Origin of the sequence: Salinibacter sp. 10B, assembly GCF_002954405.1 — a bacterium.
GTDB lineage: Bacteria > Bacteroidota > Rhodothermia > Rhodothermales > Salinibacteraceae > Salinibacter.
Genome location: NZ_MQWC01000004.1, coordinates 2,686,699 through 2,705,969 on the forward strand (window position 1 = coordinate 2,686,699; position 19,271 = coordinate 2,705,969).

Here is a 19,271-nt window from a genome sequence, read left to right on the forward strand (position 1 = left end):
TCCGGGCTGGGGGACTACGAAATGACTTTCGAAACCGGGGTGTCTTCGACGAGGCAGTCCCGCAGAGCCCGGCCCGTGCGCACGAGAGGATGCTGTTGCCCAATTTCGTCCTCGAATCGCTCTCGCGAACGGGTCTTCAGGCGCCTGCGCTGCTCGGATGGCAGTGCATGATACCCCCGTTCGTCTCTAATGGACTCGACGTTCTCCTCCGTATGATCAAACCGTGCGAACGTAGTTCCGAACTGTCGGTTTAGCGCCTCAATCACTGTACCAAAATCATCGATAACCACCTCGAAGGGGGCTACGACGACGTGTTCGCGCACAGGTTCGATCCGCTCGTAGAACGCAATCCAGGCACGAAGTTGGACGAGGTGCGAAATTGCGAGGAGCGACGACCGTGTTTCCGAAACAACGCTGTTCTGCAGTTGAAGGGCACGAAAGGAAACCACCGCCTCCACAGGATCTCGAACGAGAACAATGGTGGGAACTCCCCGGTCCACAGCATCGAGAATCGGGGCGGGGGCGTGATTGTGGTGGGCAACTGTCAGGGGCTCCTCCTGTGCTTGCTTGAAAGCCCCAACGGCAAAGCTGTTGGCCGAGCGCGGAAAGCCCTCAATGCAAATATCCGTGTCGTCGTTCACTAAGCGGTCCTGATAGCCGTCGCGGTATTGGAAAACAAGATTGTAGAGCGTTGGGTGCTGGCCGACGAACTGCCGAACCCGATGCTGCAGTATCGTTTTGGCGCGACGAAGGAAAGACATTTCTCTCTCGGTAGTGAAAAGGTAAGCACCAGTGCGCCTCAGTCTGGGTCAACATGTCAGCTGTTTCACCAGTGCCGGAGGCTCTTCTGAACTGTCCCGCGCTCCGTGTCCTCGTAGTAATCCTGCAGCTGCTGGTAGGCGTAGGCGTACCCGTAGTTCGACCCGTCGCTGTAGAGGATAGATGAGGCGTCAAAGTGATTGAGGACGCAGCCGATGAGGTCCGCATCCACGTCCGTGATCCGGTCCACCGTGTGGTCGAACGCGTGCCCGTCCGTCTCGCCGGCCCGTGCCACGAGGATCGAGCCGTCACAGTGCGGGGCCAGGCCCAGCATGTCGCTGAACAGGAGGGCGGGGGGCGTATCGATGAGAACGTAGTCGAACTGCTCGTCGAGCGTGTCAATCAACTGTTTCATACGCCCCGACCCCAGGAGTTCGGCAGGATTCGGCACCTCGGCCCCCGCCGGAAGGACGGAGAGGTGGTCAATACCGGTTTCAAACTGTTCAAACGATGGGGCATCCTCGTACAGGATGGACGAGAGGCCCGGCTCCCGATGGAGCCCCAGGAGTTCATGCAGCCACGGGCGGCGCAGGTCCGCGTCGATGACGACGGTGCGTTCCCCGGCACTCGCCAGCGCCAGCGCGAGATTTGCGCAGGTCGTGGTCTTGCCGGCGCCTTTATCGGCACTGCTGACGGCAAGGGTATGCACCTCGTCGTCCGGCCGGGCGAACTGGAGGTTGGTTCGGATCCGGCGGTACGCCTCCGCGGCGGCAGACATCGGACTCACAATCATCGCGAGTGTGGTGCGGAGCTCTTGACCCTCCACCTCGATCGTGTCCTCGCCGCCGAACTCGTCCTCAATCTGCCGCGTCATGGACGGCACCACGCCCAGGACCTGATGCCCGTGGTCGCGGAGGTCGGCGGGCTGGTGGATCCGGGTGTCGAGCTGCTCCTTGAGAATCACGAGCCCACCGCCCAGAACAAGCCCCAGCATGAAGGCCAGCATCAGGTTATTGCGCGTATCCGGACCCACCGGGTATCCGGGGCCGGCCGGCCGGATCACTTCGGCGTACCCCATCTCGGACTGCTCCGCGAGACGGGCCTCCTGCAGCTTTTCCTGTACGAAACTGTAAATCTGCTCGGCGGACCGGCGCTCGCGTTGCAGTTGGGCCAGCGCCATTGACCGTCGGGGAATCTCCTGCAGCGACTGCCGATTTTCCTGCAGCCGGTCGCTGATGGCCCCAATGCGGGCCTGGAGCCCGTTAATTTCGATACGTTTCTGGGCGATCTCCCGGCGCTGCTGCGCCACGTATGACACCCCACTCGGTCCACCGTCCTCTCCGGAGGACGAGGCCACACCCCCGGCGGACAGCGATTCTTCTACGTAGCGGTTTGCCAGCGAATCCGTTCGGCGTGCCAGCGTCTGTGCCCGGGTTTTCATGCGTTGGAGCTCCCGGCCGAGTTGGCTGGTCGGCTCCAGGTCGGGATTATTGCGTTCCACCCGGTCGATTTTCGACTCTAGCTCCGCTTGTTCGGTCTGGAGGGACGACAACCGCTGCCCGAGGCTCGACGACAGCCGCTCGGCCAGCTTCGGTTCAATCGTGCCGAGCTCTTCTTTTTGTGTCTCCAGCGCCGCCTGCTGCATGTCGAGTTCGATGCGAAGCTCGGCACGCTGGGCCTCCAGCTCCGAAATCTGCTGCACGACTCTGCCGGTCTCTTGGTCGAGAGAGACCGCGTTCTCGCGCTGCATGTACTCCTCAATCTTCTGCTCGGCCGCCTGCACGTCTTGCCGCAGCGTGTCGGCCTGCTCTTCTAGAAACTGACGAGACGCGCGCAGGTCCTCCCGGCTGCGTTCCTGTGTGCGCTGGATGTATTCCTCGGCGTACAGGTTGGCCACCAGACTTGCTTCGTTCGGGTGGTGGCTGGAGGCAGAGATGTAGAGAGCGTCCGTCTCCTCACCGCTGGGTTGGGCACTAATCATGTTCTGCACCTGTCCCGCCACCGCGGAGATCGACCGTTGCTCACCCTCGGGACCGCGCAGAATCTGAAGAGGCTGTCCGGTGTCCGGATGCGTACCCATACGCTGGAGCTGTCGCGCGACCCGATTGGCAATGGTGCGCGACTGCCGAAGGATGAGGAGTTCGTTCTGGAGCGTCTGATCTTGTTGTAGGAAGGGGGACGTACGTCCTCGTCCCAGCCCAGAGAGCACGGAGGATTGCTGGTTGCGATCCACCAGAAGCAGGCTGGAGGTGCGGTACGTCGTAGGAATCGTGTACATGTATGCCGCAGCGGCCAGGACGACGGCCGTCACCACCCCGAGAATGATCCACTTGCCCTCCCAGAGCGTCTGGATCAGGTCGTGCAGCTGCGAGCTGCGCCGCGAGGTCGTATCCTCGTACAGTAGGTCCTCCACCGAGACCGACTGCGAAGAGCCGGGGTGTCCATTTGTAGACGCCATGTCTCAAGCCGGACCAATGAAAAGGATACGAGCGATGAAGGGCGATACTCGGAGGGGGCTAGACCCGCGTAAAGATGCGGAGTCCGAGCAGCGTGAGAGTGCCGAGCGTCGAAAGAACCGAGAGCACGTCCCGCCAGCCGAAGGGTTGCTTGGGCCGCACCGTCTCAACCACGACAATATCGTTGTCTTGAAGGGACGGGTAGGACGGACTCCCCCGCAACATTCGGTCCAGTTCCGACTCAAAAATTTGGTTTCGCCCGTCTGTGCCGGGGCGGTAGACGCGGACGGTAATGGTGGGCGCCTTCCGGTCCTCAACGCGGGCCTCCATCGGCGCTCCACCCGCCATCGTCAGCAGCTTGTCCAGGTCCGTTGTGTCGGGCACCTCGTAGACCCCAGGGCGGGGCACGGTTCCCCACACCGAGAGCTGTACGGTCGCCTCGCCCGGGCGCGCATGGTAAAAGTACGCAACGTTCGACTTTGTCTCCTCCACTCGGCCGAAGGCTTGCGCCCGGAGGGCCTGGGGGGCAACAAGGGCCCCGCAAACAACAGTGAGGAGGAGCGCAACTCCCCAAGCTTCCAGACGCATGGACGAGACGGTGCGCATTCCACAGTGGAACTGTACAGTGGGCGAAGTGAACGTGCGGCTCTATGCGTGATTTCAGTATCCGTTCCAAGTCGACGGTTCAGTTTCGTGGGAGTTTTCCTGTCGACGGTCCGTCCGACGCCTGTTCGGCGAAGGGGCACAGGCGATTGGGGGCGGGTGTGCCGTCGCCTTGAAGAAGCGATCCGGAACGGATCGTTTCCCCGTTAGGTAGGACGACTCCTGTTCCTGTTTCCGTTCTGATGGATCACAATGTCCACTGCAGACTCCGCCCCACCTATGAGTTCGCGCCGCCGGATTGCCGCGTTTATTGGCAAGGTGCTGGCGTTCTATGGGCTCTGGTACGTGCTGTACGATCTTTGGCTGTTGCCGGCCGGCACAGTAGACCAGTGGCTGTCGCTCAATGTGGCATCGGTGAGTGGAGCGTTGCTCAACGGACTTGGGTTTGAGGTGAGTGTGTCGGCGCGCGGGCTGTCGCTGCCGGGCGTGCCGGGCATCTATATTGCCAACGGCTGCAATGGGCTCTCCACGCTCGGTCTCTTCGTGGGATTCGTGCTGGCTTATCCCGGCAGCGCGTGGCGACGGGTGTGGTTTCTTCCGCTCGGCATCCTTGCGATCTACGCGACCAACGTGGTGCGCGTCGTAATTATGCTCTTGAGCCAGAAGTACTGGCCTGCGGCCTTCGAGCCGCTTCACGGCTTTGGGCTCACCACCATCTTCTACGTTGTGGTCTTTGGCCTCTGGGTCGCATGGGCGAACTACGGGGGCGATTCCGCCGCTGCTCGTGTCGATGGTGCGGATCCCACGCCCGCGGTCTCCCCGTCGTAAAGGGGGCACCTCGGGGTTTTTGGACCCATCCGTTCGAAATGCTCAATCTCCCACACCAAGATGGCCTCCTGGCTCCACCGAATTTTGCTGGCCGGTCTGCTGCTAGCAGCCTATCTCTTTGCCTGGACGCCGGCCCGCACCGCCTGGGTGACTCATCTCGCCACGCCCGTGCTGGAGTACAGCACGTCTCCAGAAGTGCAGGTCTCGGCGCGCGCCCGTGTCCACACCATCCGGGTACAAGCGCCCAGCGGAGCGAAGCTCACCTACATGGCACCGGCCGGCGTGAAGTTTCTCCTCCCTGGGCTCTTCCTCACCGTCTTTGTAGTGGCTCGTCCCCGGCTTGGTTTGTTCTTCGGCGGTCACCTTTTTCTGGGCGGCGTGGTTCTCCTCCTGGCCGTGGGCGGAGTGACCGGCATGCCGGGCGGACTGATTCTGGCCGATTTCGTGCAGCAGTACGGGATCGACGCCTACAGCCTCACGATGCCCACTCTCGTCCTGGTACGTTCCCTGAAGACACAAAATACGTAAACTTCCGCTTGACGAGTCCATGTAGCTCTCTTACCTTCCGAGTTCCAGTTTCACCCTTTCCGCTTGTAACGACGCTCTTTTTTAGTCGTCCTCTCCACACAAATGGATGCGGAGCTTGGTATCAACATGTGACCGGCATACATGTTGTAGTAGCCTATGTTGACCAGAGCAGTTGCTGCTTTCGATCCTTAGGCCACCGTGTCAGGTTAGGAGCCTCCCGGCCCTCTCCAATTTACTGATTTTTTATACTACGAAGTTTTATGACTGGTTTAATTCCCATCCGTAGTAACCTCTCTGTTGTCTCCGGAGTGAAGAAGACTTTCTTCATAATCTTTATCTCCTTGGTTGCCTTTCTTATTCCTGAGGACAGCTATGGACAGTGTTACGCTGTAAGCGGCGGACTCTGGGAAGATTCAGCAACATGGGCGGATAACTCTGGGGGTTCTGGTGGCACCTGCTCCCAATCGGAGGGCTACCCGAGTACAACATCCGAGGACGCTGTGATTGAGGGAGTAATTGTGGACGTAGACGTGGATGCTTCTGATACTCTCAAGGTCGGAAGCATAACTGTCGATGGGGGAATTATCCAGCCTGAACAAAAGCTTAGCCTCACCTCTCGTGTTCTTTATTCTGACGGGACACTCACAGTTAACGACCCTGGCTCGACTAGCGAGTTCACCTCTCAGAATAGTGACGCTCTTCTCGATGTCGTCATAACGGGAGATCTCAAAAACAATCGAACTGTAAACGTCGGAAATGGGATAATAAACGCGCAAGGGGCCTTCAGTGAAAACAACGGACCTAACGGATCAATAACGCTCTCCAACGGTGGCGTTCTTGATTTCGATGGTACCTTCAATAATAATTCCGGTGCGTCTCTTGATATTGGGACTGGTGAGCTCAAGCTCGCCGACGCCTTCGACAACTCGGGAAGCTTTACCGCTTCGGCATCAGGAGATCAGGTAGGACTCGTTCGGTTCGACGGGGGCGGGGCTCCTCAGGGCCTAAGCGGCGACTTTTCCGGAGGGAAGTCACTTCAATCAGTCGTCGTTTCGGGTTCGGCGTTTGTGGACCCGGCCGACGACCTCACATCCGCCAATAGCAAGCCCGTCGTTCTTGCGGACTCGTTCATCGTCACGGATGGTGCCACGTGGGGTAACGATCCTGAATCTGCTGACATGCAGTACGAGGGATTTAATTTCTCGATTAATGGAACTGGCCAATTTTATTCAAACAAAGTATCGTATAACAACACGAACTCTGATAGTGGCAACCCGGTTTTTGCCTCGGGTGAGGTATTTTCGCGAGTCGTGATCACCGGTTCTGGCACGTACGTTCGTGTAAATGAAGTATTTACCGTGAACGACAAACTCACAGTTTCCAGCGGTGACCAACTCGACCTTGAGTCTCCGGGGACACTAACTATAAATGATGATTTTGAGAATAACGGAGACTTCACGCCAGGCTCCAATAATGTCGCCTTCCGTGGCCAAACCGACACGGGTGGAGGAGACCCCAGTTCGACCAGTTGTAGTGGTATAGAGACGGACGATGGGGATTGCGAGCAAGACTTGATTGGCTCGGGAGACTTTTCCTTTGGCCCTGTCGACATCGACAATAACGACACCCGAGTCGTTCTTTCCCAAGCCGACGAGGTGGCCAACACCCCTGTCATTTCGACGCTAACGATCGATCCAGGAAATGACAATTCTAACGTTCAGTTTGTCTTAAACGACTCAGACTTAGACGTCACCGGGGACATCAATAACAACGGGTCGTTTTCGGCCGGAAATAAGCTGGTATCCTTCGTCGGGGGCACGACCCAGACGCTTAGCAGTCCGGATGGGTTCGACTTCGGACGGGTTCGTCTCTCGAACGGAAGTGATCCCGCCCTTGAGCTCAGTTCGAGCACCTTTAGCGTCGATAGTCTCGATATCGAGAATGGGCGCTTCCTCGTAAACAGTGGGGATGTGCTCCGTGTCAGACAGGAATTGCGTCTTGCTGGCGGGAATTCCAATCGGGTCAGCGTCGACGTGACGAATGACGGACGCGCCGTCCTCACGAATACGGGCATTCTCGAGTACTATGACAGCAATGACGACAACACTCTCGACGGTCGGGTCCGCGGGACGCTGGTGAAGCGACGTGACTTCACCCAGGGAAATCAGTGGTACTATACGGCGTCTGCAGTTGGGACATCCTCTTCCACCGACACCGTGGAAGAACTTTGGGAGCTTGGGCAAAGCACGAACGACCTGTGGACACAAGGCTTTACGGGATCAGATGCTCCGAACGCCAGTTCCGATAACTCCAACGTCCTCTACTATGACGAGTCGGCCGACGGTCCCGCTGATGAGAACGACAATGGGTGGACTTCGGTCGGGAGCGCCTCGGATGCTCTGGTCCCCGGGAAGGGATATGGCATATATGCCTACAGTGACGAGAATTACGACGGCACGCTTGAGGGATTTCCGAAAACCATTGACACCGATGTCGAGCCCCGTGATCAGATCTCGTTCGATTACAGTGCCGACGGTCCCGGTTTCAGCGTGACCGACAACGAGACCAACGATGGCAGTGTTGACCAGGCCGAAGGATGGAATCTGCTCAGCAACCCATACCTTACGACCGTCGACTGGGACGACTTCACCCGGACCAACTTGGATGACGTGGTGTATGTCTGGGATCCCCAAAATGACACCTACGCGACGTGGTCGACTAGCATGCAGAGCGGAACGGGAACAGGCTCGGTGCTGGAAAAAGGGCTCATTGCCCCGACGCAGAGCTTCTTCGTGAAGGCCAATGTTCTTGACGCCTCGTCGGTGAATCTCGAAATTCAAGATGTCACGACCGTACAGGCCGACACAAGTACGGTCTTCCTGAAATCGAAATCGACTGAGGAGAAACCGCCTCTCGTCGCATTCGATCTTGAACTTGAGTCGCTGGTCCGGGGGACGTCGGTCGGCTTTATCGAAAATACCACCTTTGGGAAGGATCCCCGGGGCGATGGGTACAAGTTCGGCTTGCCTGGCAAATCGGAGCCAGGGCTTGCCCTCTATTCGGTTCTTGACAACGGGGATGCCCTGACGATTCAGTCGCTACCCCGAAATCTGTCCGAGGAGGCAGTGGTCCCGATGGACGCACTGGCAACGGGATGCCGTGCCGACGACACAGCCTTTGGTGGCGACGCTACGATCAGCTGGCCCAAGCTGCGCAACATTCCCGCCGACTGGAATCTGAAACTTGTAGACACTGAGACAGGTGATCAATTCGACCTTCAGAACCAGTCGACGTCGCAGTATACGTTCTCTCTCCCCTCGGAAATGACGGATAGTGAGTGTGAGGAGCTGAGTACAAGTTCGAAGTCCGCCACTGAATCGGCTCGCGCCCCTTCGGGGCCGACAGTCCTCAATGTTGCTTCTTCGAAGGAGGGGGCCAAGAGCTCAGTCGACGCTCGATTCGAGCTTCACGTAGATCCGAACGGGGCTCTCCCGGTCGAGATGACGAACTTCACGGGTGAGACCGATAACCAACAGGTGGTTCTCTCCTGGACCACGGCCAGCGAACAGAACAATGCCGGCTTTCAAATTCAGCACAAACGAGACGAGAGCGGCGCCTCCTTTACGGACCTTACCTTCATCGAGGGCGCCGGGACGACCCAGGAGACGACCGAGTATCAATTCCGCACTGAGAACGAGCTAGATCCCGGGTCCCACACATTCCGTCTCAAGCAGGTTGACACGGACGGAGCGACCTCCTTCACCGATCCGATTACGGTAGATGTTGGGCTCTCGGGAGCATACCGATTGTCATCGTACCCGAATCCGGTACGCCGACAGGCCACCGTCGAGTTTGCGCTAAAGCAAAAAGGCCCGGTCACAGTCGCGATGTATAACACTCTCGGTCAGCGTGTCAAGACGCTCTACGACGGGCGCGTGAAGGCCGAAACGACGAAACGGCTGCAGGTGGAAGCTGAAGACCTCTCCAGCGGTCTTTACTTTCTCCGGATGGAGGGATCAGGCGTCTCGGCGACCAAGCGGGTGATGGTCGTCCGCTAGTTTCACTCCCTGGGAAACTCCAACGCCCGCCTCCTTTTTGGGGGCGGGCGTTTCTTTTTTTGATAAGATGTTGTGTTGCTGGATGTAACGTTCCGGAGGAAGCGACGCGTCGAATGGAGCTTGGTTCTTCAACACACCGATCAGGTGCTTAAACTCCAGCCCCATCGCTTACGCTCCCTTTAACATTACAAACTGAAATGGTCCTTTTATTTGGTTGTTAAACCTGTGTGAATAAGTTGAGGGAAGGCGCAGTCTGTTTCATATTCTGTTTTACTAATTTACAGATTGTTGGGTAAAAGAAACCCGAATATTGCTCCCTTTGATTTCCTCTCTACGACTCTTCTCATTGCACGTCCTTTTTTGTTTTGAGCCCTCTCGACACGATGTATTCTCGTCTCTCATTTTTTGCCCTCGCTTTCGCCGTTGTGTTGGCGTTGCCCAATACATCTCTTGCTCAACCTGACATCTACGTAGATGCGGACGCAACTGTAAGCGGATGTGGGTCGGCATCTTCTATTTCCGACCTTGACGGGTCGTCCTGGGACTGTGCCTACCCGGCTCTACAGGACGCCTTCGATGAGGTGAATAATAGTTCCTTCTCAACGTCGTTCGAGATTTGGGTCGCCGGGGGCACGTATTACCCGGATGTAGACAACGTAGACAACAATGGGGACGCAAGTACCGAGCACAGTGCCGAAAGTCGGAGCGAGTCCTTCACCCTCATCCGGGACGACGTTGCCTTTTACGGCGGGTTCGACGGTACGGACGGCTCGGGTGGAGGCACGCAAGAGAGTAACCGAAGTGATCGTGATCCGGAGGCCTATCCCGTGACGCTCTCCGGGGACGTGGATGAGGACAATAGTTCCGCGGGAAATGCCTACCATGTGGTTTACCTCGATGGTCGCACCGGGACCGGTACGACCCTCACGAGTACCACCGTGATTGACGGTCTGACGGTAACTGGGGGCAACGCAAACGGTTCGTCTCCGAACAACCGAGGGGGGGGACTCTACTGCGACGGCTCCGACGATGGAACAGGAGGGGGTGACGAGTGCAGTCCGGTTCTCCAGCGTCTAACGTTTGAAAATAATAGAACTGGGAATACAGGATTCGGTGGAGCGATCTACGTCGACGCCGAAGGGGGAATGGCGAGCCCGACGATTCGCGCCTCGAGCTTTCTGCAAAATACGAGTCAGGACGGGGGGGCTATTTTCAACAACGGGGATCCCGGAACGGCAAATGGGGAAATCGTTAACGCTACTTTTTTCGGGAATGGAGCTGGCAATGGAGGCGCCATTTTCAATGACGCCGATAATGGTACAGCGAGCCTCTCGATTATAAACGCTACCTTCGCTGGAAATACCGCATCAGGTAGCGTGAGTGGAGGAAAAGGAGGTTCTGCGATTATTACTCGCGGTGCCGATCTTGAGCTTCGAAACTCGATCGTCTGGGACCATACGAGCTATTCGGTTTACGAAGGAGGCTCCGGTCAACCGATCATTGCTCACTCGCTCGTAGAAGGAGGTCAGGGCGCTGTCTCAAATGGAGGCGTAGGCGGTTCCATCGATTACCATTCTAGCAATCTCGACGCTAATCCCCGATACCTCGGTTCAAACAGGGGAGCCGGTTCAGACGGAAGCTGGGGAACTTCCGACGATAACCTCCAGCGCAACTGGGCCTCTGCAGCCATTGATAATGGAGACGTCAGTGTGGTCCCCACCGACGTAACGGACATCGACGGAGATGGAAATACCTCCGAACTGGTCCCCGATCAGGATCTCACTGATCGGAATCAGGGAAAAACCGTCGACATCGGGGCCTACGAGCGTGGCGGGGTTGCACCGACCGGCGGCGTCGCACACGTCGACCAGGGTGCGAGTGGGGACATGGATGGAACCGACTGGACCAATGCGTACACCGACCTCCAGGCCGGCCTGCGGGCCAACGAGAACGCACAGGCGTCCGCCACTCCGGGCGACGTGACGGAGGTACAGGTGGCCACCGGCACCTACACGCCGTCCCGCCGTCGGGATGCGACCGACGTGCGGAGTCGGACCTTTTACATTGACGGAGACAACGTGGAGGTCTATGCCGGTTATCCTTCTGGGGGCGGCACGCGAGATCCGGAGGCGAATCCGGTCGTCCTTTCCGGAGATCTAGATGGCGATGACGACCCGTATGCCCCGCAGTCCGACACTGATGGGGACGGGACCACCCCCAGTCAGACGGACCATCTAAAGAACGCGAACGCGTACAGCGTACTCTTTCTTGATGCTGTTTCTACCGACATCACCGGATCCACGATTTTGAATGGGTTGACGGTCACCGGAGGTCTGGCGAACGGAGGAGGCACTCCCGCCGATCGGGGCGGTGGACTGTTCTGTCGGGCCGGGAGCGGACGGACTTGCAGCCCCACCCTTTCTGGGGTCAGCTTCTACGGGAATCATGCTGCCACGGCCGGTGGTGCCATCTATAATGGTGCGGAAGGGACGGCCAACTTCTCGGCAGAGAGTGTTGTTTTTCGAGGGAATGCCACCGGTGGGAATGGCGGTGCCATCGCGAACGACGCACAGAACGGAACGGGCACGGTCAGCCCCTCGCTGACAAATGCGACGGTCATCGCGAATGCTGCTCTTGGGGATGGGGGCGGCATCTGGAACCACGCCGCGTCGTCCGGAGAAACCGCAAGTCCTTCGATCACGAATGTCTCGTTCACCGGCAACACTGCTGGCGGGAGCGGGGGCACTCTGTACGGTGAGTCGACCGATGGCACCGTTAGCCCGACCGTCGCAAACTCCATTCTGTGGGGAAACGGGATCGAGGTTGCGGGGTCCTATTCGACACTCACGATTGACCACTCCATCGTAGAAGGAGGATGTCCTAGTCAAGCTAATTGCACCGGAAATCTCCTCGACCAAAATCCGCAGTTTGCAAATCCAGATGGCTCCGATAATGTGCTGGGGACAGCGGATGATGATCTCCGCCTGCAGGGACCGGGCTCATCCGGAGGGGCGTCCCCCGCTATTGATGCTGGGAATAACGACGAGATTGCAGTCTCTCAAGATCTTGGAGGCAATCCCCGACCTCAAGATGTTCCATCGGTGACGGATACAGGGAGTCCCGCTGGAGATGCGCCGTACGTCGATATGGGGGCTTTTGAGTCGAATGGAGATGCCCTCCCCGTCGAATTCACCAATGTGAGCGGCCAGGTGGAAGAGCAGGACGCCGTGATCAAGTGGTCCACCGCCAGCGAGACCAACAATGCTGGCTTTGAGGTGCAGCGCCGCGTCTCTGATGCAAGTACTCCTGGAGCGCGGAAGACGGACGGCTCCTTCACCAGCCTTGACGGTGCGTTCGTCGAGGGCGCGGGCACGACCAATGAGCCGCAGTCCTACTCCTATCGCGTTGAGGACCTTGACGCGGGGACGCACACGTTCCGCCTCAAGCAGGTCGACACCGACGGTTCGGCCTCGTACAGCGATCCGATTGAGGTCGACGTGGGGCTCGATGGCCCGTACAGCTTTGCGGCGTACCCGAACCCGGTGCGGCAGCAGGCGACGGTCGAGTTCGCTATGAAGGAGAAGGCGGACGTCACCATCGCGCTCTACAATACGCTCGGCCAGCGGGTGCAGACGCTCTACCGCGGCTCGACGCCCGCGGAGCAGACGCGCCGCGTCTCGGTGGATGCGGCCACGCTCTCCAGTGGTGTTTACTTCGTCCGGATGCGGGGCGGTGGCGTGACCGCCACGAAGCGAATTACCGTGGTCCGGTAGGTCCACATTCCTCCCTACATGCCGGCGTCCTCGGGTACTCCGGGGACGCCGGTTTTTTATTTGTGACGGATCGTTTCTACCTGTGGGGTGGAGGATCTACATCGTCGACTGGCGGCCGAATGGGGATGCGTCCTGCTTTTTCGGTCTGGCGTCATCCTTGCAACTTAGGGACAACGACGATTCATTTTCATCCAAGACTACGTCTACAGTCCATGCGGTATGTCTTTTCCCTGCTCCTTCTCGGGGCGCTGTTTGGGACCGGTTCCAGCGTTGCTCAGGTGAAATCCGAGGTCAGCGAGGTGACGGGCGTGAAGCGAATTGAGAGCAAGAGTATGCGCTCGCTTCACTCCGAGACCTATGCAGGCACCCACGCGTCCTTCCGGGCCGAATACATGAACGATCCCGATGAGGGGCCCGCCTGGATCCTTTCCTTCTATGGATTCGCGAAGGAGAAAACGCAGGTCAGTCAGACGAATCAATTCCGCGTGACGGCCGATGGGCAGCAGTTTGAACCCAGACGTCTCGAATCGAAAACGCGTACGGTCAACAACTCACTCCTCGAGGTGAAGCGGGCCTTCTTTTCCCGCTCGGCCTTCCAGATGATCGCGGAGGCGCAGAAGGTGACCATCTCGGTGGGGAGCGCACAATTTATGGCCATCCGGCCGCGGCGCAGTGACATGCGGCAGATTCTGGATCGGGTGCCGGAACAAGACGGGCCTCAAACGGCGAGTAACGACTCCTCCGGCAGCCGGTAGGCCGTCCTCAATCTGAGACGGGGACATCTCCCGTAGTGTCGATCCGTTTCGAGTAGATCGGTGGTCCCCGAACGAAAGGCGTCCTCACTGGTGTGAGGGGGCCTTTTCTTTTGACGCACGTAACGTTATTATTGTGAAGGCGATTTCATGAAGTCGTTGCGGATCACAGACGACCGCCGCGCCTTAGCTGTTAATCCCGTGTCAAATTCACTTCTGGAGCACGACGTCCGGATTCATTGGAAGCCCCACGACTCCCATACCGCCATGCGTTTCTTTCTCGTTTTTGTGCTCGCGCTCGCTCTGCTCGCCCCGTCGACGGGATGGGCGCAAATCAAGAAAGAGACCAGTGAAGTGACGGGGACAATGCGCCTCGTTAGTACGGAAATGCGCTCTCTCGTCACCGATTCGTACCCGGGACATGCCAGTTTCCGGGCAGCGTACGAAGCAAGCAACACGGACACCACGTGGACCCTCTCGTTTTACGGCTTTGCGGAGGCGGCTACGGATATGAGTGCAGCAACGCAAGTGCGGGTACAAGCCGACGGGCGGCCCGTGTCCACGCAGGACGTGCGTTCGAATACACGGTCGATGGATGACTCCATTCTCGAAATCAAACACGCGACGTTCACGCGCTCGAATTTCCAGCGCCTCGCCACGGCGGACCGGGTCGCGGCGACCATCGGATCCCATCAATTTGAGCTCACGAAGCCTCTTCGTAAAGATCTGCGTCTGATCCTTGAACGGCTTCCCAATCGAAAAGGGCCGTCGACGGCCAGCACGGAGGACTCGGAATCGAACCGGTAGGAAAGGAGGAGGCATCTACCGGGGGCGAGGACGATTGGGAACGTACTCATACCAGCAACCACGGATCGTTGTGCATTTCATCGGTCTGCAGAGAGCGGGGGCCGTCGCGAGGCGCCTCGCGGCGAGACTTTCCGAAGACCCTCGTAGTGAAGTGCACAGTCATCCTTAGCAATAGGCCTCGGCACTGCATCGAGAGCTGATTTCTCTTCTCCTGCCCTCGCTGCGTCTCTACGCTTCTGCTCTGGAGCGGTCCCCAGTCTGCTTTTCTCTCAGATTGAGGAGTCTGTGCGCGATGGGCTGGTTTCTCTTGAGCACGCCGTTTTGATAAAGGCGTCCGAATCTATAACAATAACAGAGGCTTTGGGGGAGAAGGGAGGTAAAACGCCCTCAGAAGTTATCCACAGGGTGTGCACATTCTATGCGGAATTGGCACAATAACAGACATTTGTTTTTGGGCGATTCGGGCCGAACTGGGGCGTCGAGCGGGTTTTTGTTTCTGTTATTGGGCGCAAGTAGACGGAGATCGGTCTCTTCCCGAAAGTTATCCACAATTTCCACGGCCTTCCTCCCGGATACGGAGGGTAATTGAATCAGCTGGTACTCACCTCCACCCATGCGATCTCCAGGGAAAGTAGTTTTAGTGTGGAGGGGTGGCATCGGTTTGGGTTGTCGTTTCCAGCAGGGCATCCGGGGCGGCATCCAGGAAGGGAGAGGGGCGGCGGGTGTAGCCGCGTTCCTGCTTCGGATAGGTAAGCACGAGGTGGCGCTCGGCGCGCGTCATGCCCACGTAGAGGAGGCGTCGGCTTTCCCGGCGCTCCTCAGGATCGCGGGCAAAGTACGGGGGAAAGGCATTGTCGTGCACGTCCATGCACACCACGCGCTCAAATTCAAGTCCTTTTGCGCTGTGATAGGTCGAAAGGGTGACCACGTCGTCGCCCGTCGCGGTGTCATTATCGCCCCAGAGCGCGAGGTGCGTCAGCAACTCCTCCAGCGCGTCGCTTAGGAGCGGGCGGTCGGCATACGGAGAAAACAGAGCGTTGAGGCGGCGAGCGAGGCCCGGTTGCAGTCCACTGTCGGCCGTGGGAATGGTCTCTTCCTTGATGAGGGTGTAGAGCAGGTGTTGTCGAAGCCGGTCGGTGAGAGCGCGGGGGAGCATGGAGCGCAGGTCGGGGCCGGCGGGCGATGCGTCGCGGAGGGCCCACACGTAGCCGACCTGGAGCAATGCCTCAGCGTCCGGCGACAGGGCGTCGGGCGACGGCTCTTCGTAGGTGAGGGCCGCCGCAAGCAGTGGCAGCAGCGACTCGTGGGCCTGGATGCGATGCTGGCGGGCACGCTCTTGTTGAAAGTGGGTCAGCAGGCGCTGTTGATCCTTGCAATCATCGAGGGCGCGGTGGGCGGTCGAGGTTGTGTCGTCCAACAACTGGGCCCGAAGGGCTGCGGCGCTGTAGCGGCGGAGGTCGGGGAAGAGCTCGTGCGCGGCGGGCAGGAGGTCGTAGGTCGTGGTCCAGCGGGCGTCGGCGGCGTGCTCGGCGTCGAGGCGGCGCAGGACACGGAAGTCGTACCGCTGGCCGTTGTGGGCCACGAGCGGCGCGGTCCCGACGAAGTCGCAGAGATCGGCCCACACCTCCGCCTCCGGGCGCGCGTCTGCAAAATCGGTGCCCGGGTCGAGGTCACACACCTCCCGCAGCGTCTCGCGCTCGTCCTCGGTCAGGTCGTCGGGCAACTCAACCAGGGCGGAAAATTCGTCCACGATCGTTCCGTTACGCACCTTCAGCGCCCCGATCTCGGCTACGCGGCACTGGCGGGGATCGGTGCTGGTGGCCTCCAGATCAACCATAACGTACTCGGGAAAGAGCGGCTCGGCGGCGGACGGTCCCGTGGCGGCCTGCAGGCATTTGAAGAGCCGGACCGATGGACTGTGAAACGTCTGCTCCGGATCCACCACGGAAATGTCGCTCGGATCGAAGCCGAGCAAGGTATTCTGCTCCGCTGGCAGCGATGCGTCGGGGGCGAGCAGCAGAACCTGGGGCGGCGTATTCGGGTCGGGGAGGGCGTCGGTACGGTCGGCCCAGCGGAGGAACGCCTCCAGGTCCGTTGTGAGAACGATGTCCTGCGGCCCCAGCGGGGGAATGCCATCCTCTGCGGGTCTCGCGAAGAGGGCCTCCTGTGCTTCGGGCAGCGGCGCGGGCGGATCGGACTCCAGGTTGAGCGCCCGTCGCACGAGTTGACGCCAGAGCCGGGTGATCTGCGGCGTCCGGTGGTGCAAGAGAAGGCGGGGAGGGGGCGAGGAGTGCTGAGCCGTTGCCCACTGCGAGAGCACCTCTCCAGCCTCTCGAATCGAGGGCAGCTCCGTCGGGTCGGTGAGGGACGCTGTATGTTGGGAGAGCAACTGGAGGGGGCCGCCGATTTGGCGCAGGGCGTCCGTCACGAATCCGCCAATGGTCCGATCGTCGTTCCGGGTCATGGGGAGGAGGTTGCGAATGGTGGCGTAGACGCGGTCGAGCCGATCGTTGGCCTGGTCGAGTCCGGCCGCGTGACGGGCCTTTTGGTTGGAGACGACGGTCTGGAAGACGGTCCAGTCACTGTGATCGGGCATCTGGCGGCGCGCAAAGTCGCGGAGGCGGGCCATAACCTCGTCCGGCAGCAGCTGGTCGAGCAATTCATTCATCGGCGCCTCGACGGGACGGTCGCGGCGGCGGGCGTCGATCACGCGGAGCAGGGCATGAAGGGCCCGGGCCGGAGGGGTATCGAGCAGATTTTCGGCACTGCTCGTTTCGCAGGCAATGCCGGCCCGCAGCACGTCCCGCTCCAGGGCCGCCAGGCGTCGGTTCCAGCGCGTGAGAACAGCGATTTCGCCCCGATGGGCTCCGTCCTCGATCCACTCCTGAATCTGCCGCAGGGCAAAGAGCCGCTCGTGCTCTCTATCGTCGCAGGCCACGAGGCGCACCGGGGCCGTGCCGTCGGCCTGCGTGTGGATCTCGCCCCGTCGTTTCAGGCGCTCCTCGCCGTCGAGCACGGCCTCGGCTACCGAAAAGATGGAATGGTCCGAGCGGTAGTTGGTGGTGAGAATGTGTAAGGTGCCGTTCTCTTCCCGGCAGTCGAACTGGTCGATGAAGCGATGCACGTTTTGGGGGCGTGCCCCGCGGAAGCGGTAGATGGACTGGTCGTCGTCGGCGACGCAGAAGAGGTGAACGCCCTCCGTGCCCAGGCGCCGCACCACGTCGAACTGCACGGGATCGGTATCCTGAAACTCGTCCACGAGAATCGCGTCGGTCTCTTCCACCAAAGCCGCCCGCACGGCATCGTGCTCACGAAGCAGGTCGCGCGTGTTCACGAGCAGGTCGTCGAAGTCGAGCGCCCCGCGGTCGGCCAGCATCTCGTTGTAGGCGTGCAGGCCCTCGTTCAGACGCCCGGACACCGTGTCGATGCCGAGCTTGATGCGACTGATGCGTGTTTTGACCTGCCGGTAACTGCCCAGATAGTTGCGCTCGCACCACTGCTCATTCTCCTCGTACCACCGCTGCCAGAAGGCGTCGGTGACCGAGTCGTCCACCACGACGAAGTCCTCCGGGACGTCGCCCCGATCGGGAAAGGCGCGGAGCGTTTCGTAGCAGAAGTGGTGGATGGTGCCGGCACGCACATGCTGCGCCTCGGGGCCGACGAGGGCGGCGAGACGGCGGGTGAGCTGGGCGGCGGCCCGGCGCGTGAAGGTGATGAGGACGAGGTGCGACGGCGTCAGTCCGGCGTGCTCAATGAGGTGGGCCGCTCGGCACACGAGCACGCGGGTTTTTCCGGTGCCCGGCCCGGCGACCACGAGTTGCGGTTCCATCGAGGCCGTCACGGCAGCTCGTTGGTCGGGGTTGAGGTCGGGCCGGTCGGCGTTTTTCGTCATTGAGGACAGAGGGGCGTGGGGACAGGACGAGGTGCTGTGTTCGGGATGCTACGCCGGGATTCTGGTTGAAGGTTGGGGGAGGGCGTCAGTTTTTGTTGTTGCGGAGGAAGGGGACGAAGCGGACGGGGGCGAGTTCGCGGGTCGAAATCTCGCCGTTCGCTTTCGTGACCAGGGTGAGGCGCTGCGTACGGCCGGTCGGGCCCACCGGAATGATCATGCGGCCGCCCTCGGCGAGTTGTCGGATGAGTGGGGGCGGAATCGTCTCCGGGGCCGCCGTCACGATGATGAGGTCGAAGGGGGCACGCTCGGGCCAGCCCTTGAAGCCGTCGGCATTTCGGACGACGACGTTGTCGTAGCCCAAATTCTGGAGTCGCTTCGTGGCGGTCGTCGCCAGTTCCGGGAGGATTTCGATGGTGTAGACCGAGTCGACGATCTCGGCCAGCACCGCGGCCTGATAGCCGGAGCCGGTGCCGATCTCTAGGGCGCGATCCGTTGAGTCGGGAGCTGCCAGTTCCGTCATGCGCGCCACGATGTACGGCTGCGAGATCGTCTGCTCGTGGCCGATGGGGAGGGGCCGGTCCGCGTACGCCAGTTCCGGGGGATGATTGGGGGCGAAGCGGTGGCGCGGCACCGAGCGCATGGCGTCGAGCACGTCAGGATCGGAGATGCCTCGTGCTTCGATTTGCTGCTCCACCATTTGGGTGCGGAGCCGCTGGTGCTTCCAGCTCGTGTCCGGCGGGACGGTCAGAAGGAGGGAGGCAAGGAGGAGGACGAGCATGCCATGGGAGTCCCGTTTGAAGAGGTGTTATTTCAGA

Annotated in this window: 11 protein-coding genes; 6 read left to right on the forward strand and 5 right to left on the reverse strand. The window is 59.9% G+C overall.

Going from position 1 to position 19,271, the window contains the following annotated elements; all coding sequences use genetic code 11:
- Positions 1–14: 14 nt before the first annotated feature.
- The 3 genes from BSZ35_RS11095 to BSZ35_RS11105 form a co-directional block, all read right to left on the reverse strand.
- Entirely contained in the window at positions 15–761 is a 747-nt protein-coding gene (locus BSZ35_RS11095; RefSeq protein WP_105012496.1) for a hypothetical protein, read from the reverse strand.
- Positions 762–826: 65 nt separating this feature from the next.
- Entirely contained in the window at positions 827–3,217 is a 2,391-nt protein-coding gene (locus tag BSZ35_RS11100) for a polysaccharide biosynthesis tyrosine autokinase (protein WP_105012497.1), read from the reverse strand.
- 58 nt (positions 3,218–3,275) lie between these two features.
- Positions 3,276–3,803, reverse strand: coding sequence for an SLBB domain-containing protein (locus BSZ35_RS11105; RefSeq protein WP_219846629.1), 528 nt, complete (start codon positions 3,801–3,803; stop codon positions 3,276–3,278).
- Positions 3,804–4,097: 294 nt separating this feature from the next.
- Between BSZ35_RS11105 and BSZ35_RS11110 the strand changes: the two genes are divergently transcribed.
- From BSZ35_RS11110 to BSZ35_RS11135, 6 genes are all read left to right on the forward strand, one after another.
- Positions 4,098–4,646, forward strand: a complete 549-nt coding sequence (locus BSZ35_RS11110) for an archaeosortase/exosortase family protein (protein WP_181149301.1) — start codon at positions 4,098–4,100, stop codon at positions 4,644–4,646.
- 60 nt (positions 4,647–4,706) lie between these two features.
- Positions 4,707–5,174, forward strand: a complete 468-nt coding sequence (locus BSZ35_RS11115; protein ID WP_105012500.1) for a hypothetical protein — start codon at positions 4,707–4,709, stop codon at positions 5,172–5,174.
- Positions 5,175–5,674: 500 nt separating this feature from the next.
- Positions 5,675–9,232: a T9SS type A sorting domain-containing protein gene (locus tag BSZ35_RS11120; protein ID WP_181149302.1), complete on the forward strand. Its 3,558-nt coding sequence runs from the start codon at positions 5,675–5,677 to the stop codon at positions 9,230–9,232.
- Between the two features lie 383 nt (positions 9,233–9,615).
- Positions 9,616–13,005, forward strand: a complete 3,390-nt coding sequence (locus tag BSZ35_RS11125) for a T9SS type A sorting domain-containing protein (protein ID WP_105012502.1) — start codon at positions 9,616–9,618, stop codon at positions 13,003–13,005.
- 212 nt (positions 13,006–13,217) lie between these two features.
- Entirely contained in the window at positions 13,218–13,760 is a 543-nt protein-coding gene (locus tag BSZ35_RS11130; protein ID WP_105012503.1) for a hypothetical protein, read from the forward strand.
- Positions 13,761–14,024: 264 nt separating this feature from the next.
- A complete protein-coding gene (locus BSZ35_RS11135; protein WP_105012504.1) occupies positions 14,025–14,564 on the forward strand; it encodes a hypothetical protein in 540 nt (179 codons plus the stop codon).
- Between the two features lie 637 nt (positions 14,565–15,201).
- Here BSZ35_RS11135 and BSZ35_RS11140 read toward each other — a convergent pair.
- Entirely contained in the window at positions 15,202–18,456 is a 3,255-nt protein-coding gene (locus BSZ35_RS11140) for a UvrD-helicase domain-containing protein (RefSeq protein WP_105012505.1), read from the reverse strand.
- Positions 18,457–18,541: 85 nt separating this feature from the next.
- Positions 18,542–19,234 (reverse strand): protein-L-isoaspartate(D-aspartate) O-methyltransferase, encoded by a 693-nt coding sequence (locus tag BSZ35_RS11145; protein ID WP_105012506.1) that lies wholly within the window; start codon positions 19,232–19,234, stop codon positions 18,542–18,544.
- Positions 19,235–19,271 lie beyond the last annotated feature (37 nt).